This window comes from Pseudomonas sp. SH10-3B (assembly GCF_019891415.1).
GTDB lineage: Bacteria > Pseudomonadota > Gammaproteobacteria > Pseudomonadales > Pseudomonadaceae > Aquipseudomonas.
In genome coordinates, this window is sequence record NZ_JAFLXD010000007.1 from 20,597 (window position 1) to 34,391 (window position 13,795).

15 protein-coding genes are annotated in these 13,795 nt (G+C 63.5%); 11 read left to right on the top strand and 4 right to left on the bottom strand.

From position 1 onward, the window contains the following. Window positions 1–10: 10 nt before the first annotated feature. Genes J1G35_RS07670 through ltnD form a run of 3 tightly spaced genes read right to left on the bottom strand, consistent with a single transcriptional unit; the run spans window position 11 to window position 2,929 of the window. Window positions 11–655, bottom strand: a complete 645-nt coding sequence (locus tag J1G35_RS07670) for an aldolase (RefSeq protein WP_223014357.1) — start codon at window positions 653–655, stop codon at window positions 11–13. Beyond that, window positions 652–1,944: a 3-oxo-tetronate kinase gene (gene otnK / locus J1G35_RS07675; RefSeq protein ID WP_223014359.1), complete on the bottom strand. Its 1,293-nt coding sequence runs from the start codon at window positions 1,942–1,944 to the stop codon at window positions 652–654. Before otnK ends, J1G35_RS07670 begins: the two co-directional genes overlap by 4 nt. Before the next feature lie 10 nt (window positions 1,945–1,954). After that, window positions 1,955–2,929, bottom strand: a complete 975-nt coding sequence (gene ltnD / locus J1G35_RS07680; protein ID WP_262417194.1) for an L-threonate dehydrogenase — start codon at window positions 2,927–2,929, stop codon at window positions 1,955–1,957. A gap of 176 nt (window positions 2,930–3,105) precedes the next feature. On the opposite strand from ltnD, the gene J1G35_RS07685 reads away from it, so the two are divergent. The 6 genes from J1G35_RS07685 to J1G35_RS07710 all read left to right on the top strand — a co-directional run bounded on the left by J1G35_RS07685 (window position 3,106) and on the right by J1G35_RS07710 (window position 7,994). After that, window positions 3,106–3,696 (top strand): amino acid synthesis family protein, encoded by a 591-nt coding sequence (locus J1G35_RS07685; protein WP_053139505.1) that lies wholly within the window; start codon window positions 3,106–3,108, stop codon window positions 3,694–3,696. A gap of 39 nt (window positions 3,697–3,735) precedes the next feature. After that, on the top strand, window positions 3,736–4,569 hold the full coding sequence (locus tag J1G35_RS07690) for an alpha/beta fold hydrolase (protein ID WP_027603603.1): 834 nt from the start codon (window positions 3,736–3,738) through the stop codon (window positions 4,567–4,569). Further along, window positions 4,566–6,047 (top strand): aldehyde dehydrogenase, encoded by a 1,482-nt coding sequence (locus J1G35_RS07695; protein WP_223014363.1) that lies wholly within the window; start codon window positions 4,566–4,568, stop codon window positions 6,045–6,047. The genes J1G35_RS07690 and J1G35_RS07695 overlap by 4 nt, the downstream gene beginning before the upstream one ends. A gap of 12 nt (window positions 6,048–6,059) precedes the next feature. Next, on the top strand, window positions 6,060–6,545 hold the full coding sequence (locus J1G35_RS07700; RefSeq protein WP_053139508.1) for a flavin reductase family protein: 486 nt from the start codon (window positions 6,060–6,062) through the stop codon (window positions 6,543–6,545). Window positions 6,546–6,675: 130 nt separating this feature from the next. Beyond that, window positions 6,676–7,428: a GntR family transcriptional regulator gene (locus J1G35_RS07705; protein ID WP_027603600.1), complete on the top strand. Its 753-nt coding sequence runs from the start codon at window positions 6,676–6,678 to the stop codon at window positions 7,426–7,428. Window positions 7,429–7,430: 2 nt separating this feature from the next. Then, complete coding sequence (locus tag J1G35_RS07710) at window positions 7,431–7,994, top strand: NUDIX hydrolase (protein WP_223014365.1); 564 nt, start codon at window positions 7,431–7,433, stop codon at window positions 7,992–7,994. Window positions 7,995–8,135: 141 nt separating this feature from the next. On the opposite strand, the gene J1G35_RS07715 is transcribed toward J1G35_RS07710, so the two are convergent. Continuing rightward, a complete protein-coding gene (locus J1G35_RS07715; RefSeq protein ID WP_053139511.1) occupies window positions 8,136–8,429 on the bottom strand; it encodes a DUF1330 domain-containing protein in 294 nt (97 codons plus the stop codon). A 69-nt stretch (window positions 8,430–8,498) separates the two neighbouring features. Here J1G35_RS07715 and ribBA point away from each other — a divergent pair, with 69 nt between their 5' ends. The 5 genes from ribBA to J1G35_RS07740 all read left to right on the top strand — a co-directional run bounded on the left by ribBA (window position 8,499) and on the right by J1G35_RS07740 (window position 13,763). Further along, window positions 8,499–9,608, top strand: coding sequence for a bifunctional 3,4-dihydroxy-2-butanone-4-phosphate synthase/GTP cyclohydrolase II (ribBA, locus tag J1G35_RS07720; RefSeq protein WP_223014367.1), 1,110 nt, complete (start codon window positions 8,499–8,501; stop codon window positions 9,606–9,608). Between the two features lie 227 nt (window positions 9,609–9,835). Continuing rightward, window positions 9,836–10,861, top strand: coding sequence for an ABC transporter substrate-binding protein (locus J1G35_RS07725; protein ID WP_027603596.1), 1,026 nt, complete (start codon window positions 9,836–9,838; stop codon window positions 10,859–10,861). Beyond that, on the top strand, window positions 10,858–11,775 hold the full coding sequence (locus tag J1G35_RS07730) for an ABC transporter permease (RefSeq protein WP_053139514.1): 918 nt from the start codon (window positions 10,858–10,860) through the stop codon (window positions 11,773–11,775). The genes J1G35_RS07725 and J1G35_RS07730 overlap by 4 nt, the downstream gene beginning before the upstream one ends. Before the next feature lie 6 nt (window positions 11,776–11,781). Then, a complete protein-coding gene (locus J1G35_RS07735) occupies window positions 11,782–12,591 on the top strand; it encodes an ABC transporter permease (protein WP_223014368.1) in 810 nt (269 codons plus the stop codon). Window positions 12,592–12,608: 17 nt separating this feature from the next. Beyond that, a complete protein-coding gene (locus J1G35_RS07740; RefSeq protein WP_223014370.1) occupies window positions 12,609–13,763 on the top strand; it encodes an ABC transporter ATP-binding protein in 1,155 nt (384 codons plus the stop codon). Window positions 13,764–13,795: the final 32 nt, after the last annotated feature.

Sequence of the window (13,795 nt, forward strand, 5' to 3'; positions counted from 1 at the left end):
GTCTTGCGGGTTACCAGTGCGCGCCGAACGTCTCGCGCAATTCATCCAGTGCAGCCTGATCCAACGGCGCAGGCCGGGGGTTGCTCATCAACCACAGCCGTGCGGTTTCTTCCAACTCTTCCAAGGCGTAGCTGGCCTTGGCCACCGAACTCTCCCAGACCACCGGCCCCAGGCGCTCAAGCATCACCCCACGCACGCGGTTGGCCAGTTGCGCGACCTGCTCGGCGACCTTGGGCGAACCCGGACGCTGATAGCCGATCAAGGGAATGTGACCGACCTTCATCACCTGGTAAGGCGTAAGCGGCGGCAAGATATCCTCAGCGCTCCACACCCCGGCCAGTGTCAGCGCCACCAGGTGGGTGGAGTGGGTGTGCACCACCCCGCCCACCGAGGGGTTGCGGTCATATACCTGACGGTGCAGGGCCAGGGTCTTCGAGGGTTTGTCCCCGGACACCCACTCGCCTTTCAGGTTGACCTTGGCAATAGCGCCTGGCGCGAGGCGCCCGAGGCAGGCATCGGTGGGGGTGATCAGCCAGCCATCGTCGAGGCGCGCGCTGATGTTGCCGGCGCTGCCGACGGTGTAGCCGCGCTGGTACAGGCTGTGGCCGACGTCGCAGATCTCTTCGCGCAGGGCCTGTTCGTCGATGCCAGTCATTGGGCACCTCCGGCCAGGTGCGCAAGGGCCTTGGCAAAGAACTCACGGCCACCGAAGTTGCCGGATTTGAGCGCCAGCGCCAGCGGCTCGCTGGAACTGCTGACGGTGGCCGGCACACCAGGATCAATCTGCGCGCCGATCTGCAGCAGGTTGACGCCGAGCGCCTTGACTACCGCCCCGGAGGTTTCCCCGCCGGCGATCACGAAACGCCGCACGCCTTGCTCGCGCAAGCCCGCGGCGATCTCGCCCAAGGCGTTCTCCACCAGGGCCCCGGCGCGTTCGACGCCGAGCCGCTCTTGCACGGCCTTGACCTCGGCGGGGGTGCTGGTGGCGTAGATCAATACGGTGTGTGCACTGTCGCGGGCAAACGCCAGCGCTTGCGCCACCACCGGTTCACCGGCAGCCAGGGCCAGCGGATCAATGCGCAACGCCGGGCGGCCCGCCTCTAACCAGGCCGCAACCTGGCCGAGGGTCGCCACCGAGGCACTGCCGGCGAGCACCACCTCGCCACCGCTGATAGTCGGCAACGTCGCCGCATCGAAGTCGCGCAGCTTACCGGCACGGCGGAAATTGCCTGGCAAACCCAAGGCCAGGCCCGAGCCACCCGTGAGCAAAGGCAAGTCGGCGCAGGCGCTGCCGAGGGTGTAGAGGTCTTGATCGGACAGCGCATCGGCGATGGCAATACCCACGCCTTGCTCGCGCAGTTCGGCCATTTTTTTACGGGTCGCCTCGACGCCAGCGGCGATGCTGTCGTACCGCAGCAGCCCGACCGGTAATTGCGTCTGGCTCTGCAGCACGCGCACCAGATTCGCATCGCCCATGGGTGTCAGCGGGTGGTGTTGCATGCCCGAATCATTGAGCAACTGGTCCTGCACAAACAGGTGGCCACGGAAAATCGTCCGGCCGTTTTCGGGGAACGCCGGGCAGGCCAGGGTGAAATCACTGCCCAGTGCCTTGAGCAAGGCCTCGCTGACCTGGCCGATATTGCCGGCGGCAGTGGAGTCAAAGGTCGAGCAATACTTGAAGAAAATCTGTTCGCAGCCCTGCTCGCGCAGCCAGTCCAGCGCGGCCAGGGATTCCTCGACAGCCTCTGCGACCGGCGTGGTACGCGACTTGAGGGCGATGACGATGGCGTCCGCATCCAGCCCGTCCGCGACTTCGCGGCTGGGGATGCCAATGCTCTGCACCGTGCGCATACCGCCGCGCACCAGCATATTGGCCAAGTCGGTGGCGCCGGTGAAATCGTCGGCGATGCAGCCCAGCAACGGGCGCGTGGTGTGGTTAGTCATAAAGCGTTCCTTACACCGGCTCGGGCTTGGCAGTCGGCAGGTCGATGCCGGGGAAAATCTTGATCACCGCCGAGTCGTCCTCGCGGCCAAAACCGGCGCTGGAAGCCTGCATGAACATCTGGTGCGCAGTGGCCGACAACGGCAGCGGAAACTTGCTCGCACGCGCGGTATCCAGCACCAGGCCGAGGTCCTTGACGAAAATATCCACCGCCGACAGTGGCGTGTAGTCGGCCTTGAGAATGTGCGGCACGCGGTTTTCGAACATCCAGGAATTGCCGGCGCTGTGGGTGATCACCTCGTACAAGGCATCGGCGTCCACGCCTTCGCGCAGGCCCAGGGCCATGGCTTCGGCGGACGCGGCGATATGCACGCCGGCGAGCAACTGGTTGATGATTTTCACCTTGGAGCCCAGGCCATGGACGTCACCCAGGCGATAGACCTTGCCGGCCATGCCCGCCAGCACCGAATCGGCCTTTGCATAGGCGGCCTGCGGGCCGGAGGTCATCATGGTCATTTCGCCGGCAGCGGCCTTGGCGGCACCGCCGGAAATGGGCGCATCCAGGTACAGCAGGCCCTGGTCGGCCAAGCGTTGGCCGAGGTCCACGGCGTAGGTCGGGGCCACGGTGGCGCAGCCGATCACCAGGCTCGCCGGGCGAAATGCGGCTACCGCACCGCCTTCACCGAACAAGACGGTTTCGGTCTGCTCGGCGTTGACCACCACGGTGATGATCACATCGCAAGCATCCGCCATCAGCGCCGGCGACGCACACGCCACCCCGCCTTCGCTGGCGAACTGCTGGGTAACGGCGTCACGCACATCACAGGCGTGCACATTGAAGCCTGCGCGCAACAGCGAGCGGGCAATGCCCAGCCCCATCGCGCCCAAACCGATCACACCGACATTCTTATTATTCATGGGGTACTCCAGGGGAAAACGGCGGCTCGCGCTACACCGGCGAGCCGCGTTGGAATTGCAGTCGATCATCCACCAATGAACGAATTATGTGAAGTATTTTTTCAATTTAACATTTATTAACACCGCACCCTCGTGCACGCCTTTTCTCCTCACCCAACGCAAACTCATTTCCGATGCTTGTGCTTTGCGTATTATGGTATACCATCATACGCAATCCACTCCCCCCACACCTGATGGAGCCGCTCATGAGTTTCGAAATCCGCAAGATCGTCAGCTACGTAGAAGAAACCTTCATCGAAGGCGGCAAGGCCGCAGACACCCCGGTGAAAATGGTCGGCCTCGCCGTGGTGCTGAAGAACCCATGGCTGGGTCGTGGCTTCGTCGAAGACTTGAAGCCGGAAATCCGGGCCAATTGCTCCGACCTCGGCGCGCTGATGGTCGAGCGCCTGGTGGGCATCATTGGCGGCGCCGAAAACATCGAGGCGTATGGCAAGGCCGCCGTGGTCGGTGCCGATGGCGAGATCGAACACGCGAGCGCGATCATCCACACCCTGCGCTTCGGCAATCACTACCGTGAAGCGGTCAAGGCCAAGAGCTACCTGAGCTTCACCAACAAGCGCGGCGGTCCGGGCACCTCGATCCAGATCCCGATGATGCACAAGGACGACGAAGGCCTGCGTTCGCACTACATCACCCTGGAAATGCACATCGAAGATGCGCCGCGTGCCGACGAAATCGTCGTGGTATTGGGCTGCGCCGATGGCGGCCGCCTGCACCCTCGTATCGGCAACCGCTATATCGACCTGGAAGAGCTGGCCGCTGAAAAAGCCCAGTAAGCAAGACCGGCCAAAACAAAAAGCATGCAGGAGCGCTCCATGATTCGGCTCACCGCTGAACGCACCCCGGCTGGCACCAGTTATCTGGCGACCGGCCAAGGCCAGCCTGTGGTTTTGATCCACGGCGTGGGCCTGAATAAAGAAATGTGGGGCGGGCAAGTCGTTGGCCTGGCCACGAACTACCGCGTGATCACCTATGACATGCTCGGCCATGGCGCCAGCCCGCGCCCGGCCGCCGGCACGCCGCTGCTGGGGTATGCCGACCAGTTGCTGGAGCTGCTCGACCACCTGCAATTGCCCCAGGCCACGGTGATCGGTTTTTCCATGGGCGGCCTGGTCGCCCGGGCGTTCGCCCTGCACTACCCCGAGCGCCTCACATCCTTGGTAGTGCTCAACAGTGTGTTCAACCGCAGCCCCGAACAGCGTGCCGGCGTGATCGCACGCACTGCCCAGGCCGCCGAACATGGCCCGGATGCGAATGCCGAAGCCGCGCTGTCGCGCTGGTTCAGCCGCGAGTACCAGGCGGCCAACCCGGCGCAGATCGCCGCATTGCGGGAAACCCTGGCGGGTAACGACCCCCAGGGCTACCTGACCACCTACGAACTGTTCGCGACCCAGGACATGTACCGCGCCGACGACCTCAAGGGCCTGCGCGTACCGACCCTGGTCGCCACCGGCGAACTCGACCCCGGTTCAACCCCGGAAATGGCCCGGCAACTGGCCGATCGTATTCCCGGTGCCACCGTTGCGGTGCTGGCCGAGCAACGGCATATGATGCCGGTAGAATCGCCACGCCTGGTCAACCAGCTGCTGCTGGGCTTCCTCGACACGGTGTACGCCCAAAACAATCCAATCAAGGGGATCGTTGCATGACACTCGCACGCTTCCAGATGTGCATCGGCGGTGAATGGGTCGATGCCCTGTCCGGCAAGACTTTCGACAGCCTCAACCCGGCCCTGGCCGAACCCTGGGCGCAACTGCCCGACGCCGACGAAGCCGATGTGGAGCGCGCCGTGCAGGCCGCGCAAAGCGCCTTCGACAGCCAGGCCTGGCGCGGCCTCACCGCCACCGCACGGGGCAAATTGCTGCGCCGCCTGGGCGACCTGATCGCCGAGAACAAAGAGCAACTGGCCCAGCTGGAAAGCCGCGACAACGGCAAGTTGATCCGCGAAACCCGTGGCCAGGTCAGCTACCTGCCGGAGTTCTTCCACTACACCGCCGGCCTGGCCGACAAGCTCGAAGGCGGCACCCTGCCGCTGGACAAGCCCGACCTGTTCGCCTACACCGTGCACGAAGCCATGGGCGTGGTCGCCGCGATCATTCCGTGGAACAGCCCGCTGTACCTGACCGCGATCAAACTCGCGCCGGCCCTGGCGGCGGGTAATACCATCGTGATCAAACCGTCGGAGCACGCCTCGGCGACTATCCTCGAACTCGCGCGCCTGGCCCTCGAAGCCGGGATCCCGCCGGGCGTGGTCAACGTGGTCACCGGCTACGGCCCCAGCACCGGCGCCGCCCTCACCCGCCACCCACTGGTGCGCAAGATCGCCTTCACTGGCGGCGCGGCCACGGCCCGCCATGTGGTGCGCAGCAGTGCGGAGAACTTCGCCAAGCTGTCCCTGGAACTGGGCGGCAAGTCCCCCAATATCATCTTTGCCGACGCCGACCTCGACAGCGCCATCAACGGTGCGATTGCCGGGATCTATGCGGCGTCCGGGCAGAGCTGTGTCTCCGGTTCGCGCCTGCTGGTGCAGGATGAGATCTACGACGAATTCGTCGAGCGCCTGGTGGCACGCGCCCAGCGCATCCGCATCGGCAACCCCCAGGACGACGCCAGCGAAATGGGGCCCATGGCCACCGCGCAGCAACTGGCCGTGGTCGAGGGCTTGGTCGCCGATGCCATCGCCGAAGGCGCGCGCCTGCGCACCGGCGGCAAACGCCCGCAGAATCTTGGCGAAGGCTGGTTCTATGAGCCGACCTTGTTCGAGTGCGACAGCAACTCGATGAAGATCATGCAGGAAGAAGTGTTCGGCCCGGTGGCCTCGGTCATCCGTTTCAAGGACGAAGCCGAAGCGCTGGCCATCGCCAACGACTCGCAATTCGGCCTCGCCGCCGGCATCTGGACCCGCGACCTCGGCCGCGCCCACCGCCTGGCCCGGGACGTGCGCTCGGGGATCATCTGGGTCAACACCTACCGCGCCGTGTCGGCCATGGCGCCTATCGGCGGCTTCAAGAACAGCGGCTACGGACGCGAAAGCGGCATCGATTCGGTGCTCGCCTACACCGAGCTGAAGACGGTGTGGATCAACCTCTCCCAGGCGCCCATGCCTGATCCTTTTGTGATGCGTTAAGAGACCCCGACCATGATCGAACCCGGCATTTACAAAGACGTCATGAGCTCATTCCCTTCGGGCGTCACGGTGGTCACCACCCTCGACCCGGACGGCGGCATCGTCGGCATTACCGCCAGTGCGTTCAGCGCGCTGTCGATCGACCCGGCGCTGGTGCTGTTCTGCCCCAACTATGCGTCGGACACCTACCCGATCCTGCGCGACAGCAAGCGCTTCGCGATCCACTTGCTGTCCGCCGACCAGACCGCCGAGGCCTATGCTTTCGCCAGCAAGGGCAAGGAAAAGGCCAAGGGCATCGAGTGGCACCTGAGCGAGCTGGGCAACCCGCTGTTGGCCAAGGCCACGGCGATCATCGAGTGCGAACTGTGGCGCGAATACGACGGCGGCGATCACGCGATCATCGTCGGCGCGGTGAAGAACCTGATCCTGCCCAAGGAACCGGTCACGCCGATGATCTACCACAAGGGCAAGCTGGGCCCGCTGCCGGCCCTGGCCTGAGGCGCGCGGGGGCCGTGAGGGTTTGTCGCTTAAGGAACGCAGCATGATAAACTTGGGCACGTTTTTCGGCCCTCAATCGGCCCCGGCCGGCCGAGGCCTCCAGTTAACCGCCAAATTCAGAGCAGACCCCATGAAACGCGCGCCCCTCGACGACAGCTTCAAGGTCAATCACAACCCGGTCACCCTGCGCGAAATCGTGCTGGAAAAACTGCGCAGCGCCATCATGAACTTCCAACTGCTGCCCGGTGACCGCCTGGTGGAACGCGACCTGTGCGACCGCCTCGGCGTCAGCCGCACCTCGGTACGCGAAGCCTTGCGTCACCTGGAGTCCGAAGGCCTGGTGGAATTCGCCGATGCCAAGGGCCCACAGGTGGCGATCATTACCCTGGCCGACGCCGTCGACATCTATGAACTGCGGTGCGTGCTCGAAGGCTTGATCGTGCAGTTGTTTACCCTGCGCGCCAAGGCCAAGGACATCAAGGCCCTGGAAAAAGCCCTGGAAGAAAACCGCAAGGCCCTCAAGGACGGTGAGCTGCAACAGGTCATCGACTCGGTCCAAGGCTTCTACGACGTGCTGCTCGAAGGTTCGGGCAACCATGTGGCGGCCACCCAGTTGCGCCAGCTGCAGGCTCGCATCAGCTACCTGCGCGCCACCTCGGTGTCCCAGGAAAACCGTCGCGGCACCAGTAACCAGGAAATGGAACGCATGGTCCAGGCGATCAAGAGCGGCGACCCGCTGGCCGCCCACCAGGCCTGCGTCGATCACGTGCGCGCTGCCGCCGCCGTGGCCCTGGACTACCTCAAGCGCAAACAGGAAGAAACCGGCAAGATTCCGGAAATCACCCTGCCCATCGCGCTGAAAGAACCGCGCATAGGTCACTGACCTTGGCCAGCCCCAGCTTTTGCCCGACATGCGGCGGCAGTGACCTCGGTCACCAGCTGCCACCGGGCGATACCCATGAGCGCCTGATGTGCCGGGGCTGCGGCTATATCCATTACATCAACCCCAAAATCATCGCCGGCTGCATCATCGAGCAGGACGGCAAATACCTGCTGTGCCAACGCGCGATCCCGCCCCGCCCGGGCACCTGGACATTGCCCGCCGGTTTTATGGAAGGTGGCGAAACCACTGAGCAGGCGGCGTTGCGTGAGGTCTGGGAAGAAAGCGGCGTACGTGCCGAGATCCTCTCGCCCTACTCGATCTTCAGCGTGCCCAGGATCAGCGAGGTGTACATCATCTTCCGCGCCATCGCGCTGGAGATCACCGGCCAGTTCGGCCCGGAAACCCTCGACTACAAGTTCTTCGCGCCCGAGGACATTCCCTGGGACAGCATCTACTACCCCGCGATCCGGCAGATCCTCGAACGCTATATCGAGGAACGCCAGGCTGGGGTGTATGGCATCTATATCGGTAATGACGACAGCGGCAAGATCCACTTCATCCGCTGATCTCACGGCTAAGCACGGATCAAAATGTGGGAGGGGGCTTGCTCCCGATAGCACTATGTCAGTCAATACATGAAGTGACTGAACTACCGCCATCGGGAGCAAGCCCCCTCCCACATCTGAATCGGTTCATACCTGAAAAAATCAGGGCGCCAACCCTTCCACGATGATGATCTGCGCCACCCCCGCCCCTTCACGGTGCGCCTTCGCCTCCTGATATTCAGCGGACTCATAACACGCCACCGCCTGCTCATAGCTCTCAAACTCAATCACCACATTACGCTGCCGTGCAGGCCCGCCTTCCATCGCCTCGCTGCGCCCGCCCCTGGCCAGGAACCGTCCGCCAAACTTTGCAAACGCCGCCGGCGCGCGCTGGGTGTACTGCGTGTATTGCTCGGCATCGGACACATCCACATGGGCAATCCAGTAGGCCTTCATCGTGACATCCTCTTGTTGAGTTTTTGTGGTATACCATAATACATACAACCAACAAATCGAGCACTCTCCATGTCCTTCAACAGCATCGCAGACATCATCGAAGACTACCGCCAAGGCAAGATGGTGCTCCTGGTGGACGACGAAGACCGGGAAAACGAAGGCGACCTGTTGCTGCCTGCGGCCTGCTGCACCGCCGAGACTATCAGTTTCATGGCCCGCGAAGCCCGTGGCCTGATCTGCCTGACCCTCACCGACGAACACTGCCAGCGCCTGGGCCTGGAACAGATGGTGCCGAGCAATGGCAGCGTGTTCAGCACCGCGTTTACCGTGTCCATCGAAGCCGCCAGCGGCGTGACCACCGGCATCTCCGCCGCCGACCGCGCGCGCACCGTGGCAACGGCCGTCGACAGCAATGCCGGACCGGCCGACATCGTGCAGCCGGGGCATATCTTCCCGTTGCGCGCCAAGGACGGCGGCGTGTTGACCCGCGCCGGCCACACCGAAGCCGGCTGCGACCTGGCGCGCCTGGCCGGGCACACCCCGGCGTCGGTGATCGTCGAAGTGATGAACGACGACGGCACCATGGCCCGCCGCCCGGAACTGGAAATCTTCGCGCGCAAGCACGGCATCAAGATCGGCACCATCGCCGACCTGATCCACTATCGCCTCAGCACCGAACGCACCGTGGTGCGCATCGGTGAACGCGACCTGCCTACGGTGCACGGCACATTCCGCCTGATCACCTTTGAAGACCGCATCGACGGCGGCGTGCACATGGCCATGGTGATGGGCCAGTTGCGCCGCGATACCCCGGCGCTGGTGCGCGTGCATGTGATCGACCCGCTGCGCGACCTGGTCGGTGCCGACTACAGCGGCCCGTCCAACTGGACGCTGTGGGCGGCCTTGCAACGTGTCGCCGCTGAAGGCACTGGCGTAGTGGTGGTGCTGGCCAACCATGAGTCGTCCCAGGCGCTGCTGGAACGTGTGCCGCAACTGACCCAGGCGCCGCGCCAGTTCAACCGTTCGCAGTCGCGCATCTATTCTGAAGTGGGCACCGGGGCGCAGATCTTGCAGGACCTCGGCGTCGGCAAGCTGCGTCACCTCGGCCCGCCCCTCAAATACGCCGGGCTGACCGGCTACGACCTGGAAGTGGTCGAGAGCATTGCCTTCACCGAATGACGGATAACCGGTAAGGCAAAATGCTTGCACAAAGTTTGGAATACCATAATATGACATTCCATAGATCGAACGCTTTTGCCAAGTGCGCCCGCCAGGGAAAGCACCAATAACAGCCCTTGGCACGGTCGCCTTTTGGGGCCTCGATTAGAGGCCCCGATAGACCTACTGCTCCCGATAGGCGGGCATTACCAAGCCCGCTCAATAACAAAACAAATGAGGGCGTGAAAATGGTGTTGAACAAACGTGCAACCGCAGTGCTGTTCGCGGGTTTACTGGCCACGGCCACTCACGCGGCCATGGCGGCCGAAAGCGTCAATTTCGTGAGCTGGGGCGGTAGCACCCAGGATGCGCAGAAGCAGGCCTGGGCCGACCCCTTCAGCAAGGCCAGCGGCATTACCGTGGTCCAGGATGGCCCCACCGACTACGGCAAACTCAAGGCCATGGTCGAAAGCGGCAACGTGCAGTGGGACGTGGTAGATGTCGAGGCCGACTTCGCCTTGCGCGCCGCCGCCGAAGGCCTGCTCGAACCCCTCGACTTCTCGGTGATACAGCGCGACAAGATTGACCCGCGCTTCGTCTCCGACCATGGCGTGGGCTCGTTCTTCTTCTCCTTCGTGCTCGGCTACAACGAAGGCAAGCTCGGCGCCGGCAAGCCCCAGGACTGGACCGCGCTGTTCGACACCAAGACCTACCCCGGCAAACGCGCCCTCTACAAATGGCCAAGCCCCGGCGTGCTCGAACTGGCGCTGCTGGCCGACGGCGTCCCGGCCGACAAGCTCTACCCCCTGGACCTGGACCGCGCCTTCAAGAAACTCGACACCATCAAGAAAGACATCGTCTGGTGGGGCGGCGGTGCGCAATCGCAACAGTTGTTGGCCTCCGGCGAAGTCAGCATGGGCCAGTTCTGGAACGGTCGCATCCACGCCCTGCAGGAAGACGGCGCGCCCGTGGGCGTGAGCTGGAAGCAGAACCTGGTCATGGCCGACATCCTCGTCGTGCCTAAAGGTTCGAAAAACAAAGCGGCTGCGATGAAGTTCCTGGCCAACGCCAGCAGCGCCAAGGGCCAGGCGGATTTCTCCAACCTGACCGCCTATGCACCGGTGAACATCGACAGCGTGCAGCGCCTGGATTCGGTGCTCGCGCCGAACCTGCCGACCGCCTACGTCAAGGACCAGATCACCCTCGATTTCGCCTACTGGGCCAAGAACGGTCCGGCCATTGCGACACGGTGGAATGAATGGCTAGTCAAATGAAAATGACGGCAACCACACCGACCGGGAGCGCCCTCGGCGCTGCCGGCGCGGTTTCGCCCAAGGCCGGCGCGCCCTCCCTGGCGCAGCGTTGGCGGGGCTCGAGCAACCTGATCCCGGCCCTGCTGTTCCTCGGCCTGTTCTTCCTGGCGCCGCTGATCGGCCTGTTGCTGCGCGGCGTACTGGAACCCACACCGGGCCTGGGCAACTACGAACAGCTGTTCGCCAACTCAGCGTATGCGCGGGTACTGCTCAACACCTTTTCGGTGGCGGGCCTGGTGACCCTGTTCAGCCTGCTGTTGGGCTTTCCGCTGGCCTGGGCGATCACCCTGGTGCCGCGCGGTTGGGGCCGCTGGATCCTGAATATTGTGCTGCTGTCGATGTGGACCAGCCTGCTCGCCCGCACTTACTCCTGGCTGGTCTTGCTGCAAGCCTCCGGGGTGATCAACAAGGCGTTGATGGCCATGGGCATCATCGATGTGCCCCTGGAGATGGTGCATAACCTCACCGGCGTGGTGATCGGCATGAGCTACATCATGATCCCGTTCATCGTGCTGCCGTTGCAGGCGACCATGCAGGCCATCGACCCGATGATCCTGCAGGCCGGCTCGATCTGCGGCGCGAGCCCGTGGACCAACTTCTTCCGCGTGTTCCTGCCGCTGTGCCGGCCGGGGTTGTTCTCCGGCGGCCTGATGGTGTTCGTGATGTCCCTCGGTTACTACGTCACCCCGGCGCTGCTCGGCGGTGCACAGAACATGATGCTGCCCGAGTTCATCATCCAGCAGGTGCAATCGTTCCTTAATTGGGGCCTGGCCAGTGCCGGCGCCGCGTTGCTGATCTTCATCACCCTGGTGCTGTTCTACTTCTACCTGAAGCTTCAGCCGGAATCCCCGGTTGGCGCCAGCAACGCGAGGTAAGCCGTCATGCTCCTGACCCCCAATGCCATGAGCCGCAGGATGCGCTTGGGCCTCTACACCACCACCGGGTTGATTGGCCTGTTCCTGCTGCTGCCGATCGTGTTTATCGTGCTGCTGTCGTTCGGCTCGTCGCAATGGCTGGTGTTCCCGCCGCCGGGCTGGACGCTGAAATGGTACGGCCAGTTCCTCTCCAACGCCGACTGGATGAACGCAGCCATGGCCAGTCTCAAGGTGGCCGTGCTGACCACCGTGTTCGCCGTCGCCCTCGGCCTGCCCACCGCCTTTGCCCTGGTGCGTGGGCGCTTCCCCGGCCGCGAATTGCTCTACGGCCTGTTCACCCTGCCGATGATCGTGCCGCTGGTGATCATCGCCGTGGCGGTTTACGCGCTGTTCCTCAAGCTGGGCTACACCGGCACGATGTTCGCCTTTGTGGTCAGCCATGTGATCGTGGCGCTGCCGTTCACCATCATCTCGATCATCAACTCGCTGAAACTGTTCGACCAGTCGATCGAAGACGCGGCGGTGATCTGCGGCGCTTCGCGCTTGCAGGCGGTGTTCAAAGTGACCTTCCCGGCGATTCGCCCAGGGATGGTCGCCGGTGCGCTGTTCGCTTTCCTGGTCTCGTGGGACGAAGTGGTGCTCAGCGTGATGATGGCCAGCCCGAACCTGCAAACCCTTCCCGTAAAAATGTGGACCACCCTGCGCCAGGACCTGACGCCTGTGATCGCCGTCGCGTCGACGCTGCTGATCGGCCTCTCGGTGCTGGTCATGGTGATTGCCGCCGCCGTTCGCCGGCGTACCGAAACCCGCGCTTGAGCGCCGAGGAGAAGAACATGAGTGCAGTGATCAACGATGTCGCGCAGAGCCATGGCCAACCCCTGGTCAGCCTGCGCAACCTGAACAAGCACTACGGCGAATTCGCTGCCGTGGACAACATCTCGCTGGACATCCAGGACGGCGAATTCCTCACCTTCCTCGGCTCCAGCGGCTCGGGCAAAAGCACCACGCTGTCGATGCTTGCCGGCTTCGAAACACCAAGCAGCGGCGAGATCCTGGTCAGCGGCCAATCACTGGTCAACGTACCGCCGCACAAACGCGACATCGGCATGGTGTTCCAGCGTTACTCGCTGTTCCCGCATTTGTCGGTGCGCGACAACATCGCCTTCCCCCTGGCGATTCGCAAACTGGCCAGCGCTGAACGCGAAAAGCGCGTCGACGCCATGCTCAAGCTGGTGCAGCTTGAGCAATTTGCGCATCGCCGCCCTTCGCAATTGTCTGGCGGCCAACAGCAACGGGTCGCCATCGCCCGCGCGCTGGTGTACGAACCACGCATCCTGCTGATGGACGAACCCCTCGGCGCCCTCGACAAGAAGTTGCGCGAAGACCTGCAAGACGAACTGCGCCAACTGCACCGGCGCCTGGGCATCACCATCGTCTACGTGACCCACGACCAGGAAGAAGCCATGCGCCTGTCCCAGCGCATCGCGATTTTCAGCCACGGCAAGATCGTCGGCCTGGGCAGCGGCTTCGACCTCTACCAGAACCCGCCGAACGCGTTCGTGGCGTCGTTCCTCGGCAACTCCAACTTCCTCAAGCTCAAGGCCCAGGGCAACGCGGCGGCAGCGTTCGAAGGCCAGTCCCTGTCGATCCGCCTGACCAACGGGCTGCACACCGAGCAGGATGTACTGCTGATGGTACGCCCGGAAAAAGCCCTGGCGCTGAGTGTCGAACAGGCCGCTGAACAACCGTTGGCGGCGGGCTGGAACGAAGTGTCGGCGATTGTGGGTGAGGTGCTGTTCCTCGGCGAAAGCCAGACCTGCACAGTAAAAACCCTCGGCGGCACATCGATGACGGTCAAGGCGCTGTCCGCTGCGGGCATGCCCCTCAAGGCCGGCGACCCGGTGCGTGTGCGCTGGGCGACGGCGGATGCGTGTGTGTATACGGAGTGGGCGGAGAGTGATCTGAACAAGGCCGCAGGCGCGCATTGAATCCCATGTGGGAGGGGGCTTGCCCCCGATAG

What these genes read in the sequence shown, in the direction of transcription:
- ribBA (WP_223014367.1), top strand. Translation starts at nt 8,499, where the DNA reads ATGTCCTTCAACAGCATCGCAGACATCATCGAAGACTACCGCCAAGGC.
- J1G35_RS07740 (WP_223014370.1), top strand. Translation starts at nt 12,609, where the DNA reads ATGAGTGCAGTGATCAACGATGTCGCGCAGAGCCATGGCCAACCCCTG.
- J1G35_RS07690 (WP_027603603.1), top strand. Translation starts at nt 3,736, where the DNA reads ATGATTCGGCTCACCGCTGAACGCACCCCGGCTGGCACCAGTTATCTG.
- J1G35_RS07670 (WP_223014357.1), bottom strand. Translation starts at nt 655, where the DNA reads ATGACTGGCATCGACGAACAGGCCCTGCGCGAAGAGATCTGCGACGTC.
- J1G35_RS07730 (WP_053139514.1), top strand. Translation starts at nt 10,858, where the DNA reads ATGAAAATGACGGCAACCACACCGACCGGGAGCGCCCTCGGCGCTGCC.
- J1G35_RS07705 (WP_027603600.1), top strand. Translation starts at nt 6,676, where the DNA reads ATGAAACGCGCGCCCCTCGACGACAGCTTCAAGGTCAATCACAACCCG.
- J1G35_RS07735 (WP_223014368.1), top strand. Translation starts at nt 11,782, where the DNA reads ATGCTCCTGACCCCCAATGCCATGAGCCGCAGGATGCGCTTGGGCCTC.
- J1G35_RS07700 (WP_053139508.1), top strand. Translation starts at nt 6,060, where the DNA reads ATGATCGAACCCGGCATTTACAAAGACGTCATGAGCTCATTCCCTTCG.
- ltnD (WP_262417194.1), bottom strand. Translation starts at nt 2,929, where the DNA reads ATGATCGACTGCAATTCCAACGCGGCTCGCCGGTGTAGCGCGAGCCGC.
- J1G35_RS07715 (WP_053139511.1), bottom strand. Translation starts at nt 8,429, where the DNA reads ATGAAGGCCTACTGGATTGCCCATGTGGATGTGTCCGATGCCGAGCAA.
- J1G35_RS07725 (WP_027603596.1), top strand. Translation starts at nt 9,836, where the DNA reads ATGGTGTTGAACAAACGTGCAACCGCAGTGCTGTTCGCGGGTTTACTG.
- J1G35_RS07695 (WP_223014363.1), top strand. Translation starts at nt 4,566, where the DNA reads ATGACACTCGCACGCTTCCAGATGTGCATCGGCGGTGAATGGGTCGAT.
- J1G35_RS07685 (WP_053139505.1), top strand. Translation starts at nt 3,106, where the DNA reads ATGAGTTTCGAAATCCGCAAGATCGTCAGCTACGTAGAAGAAACCTTC.
- otnK (WP_223014359.1), bottom strand. Translation starts at nt 1,944, where the DNA reads ATGACTAACCACACCACGCGCCCGTTGCTGGGCTGCATCGCCGACGAT.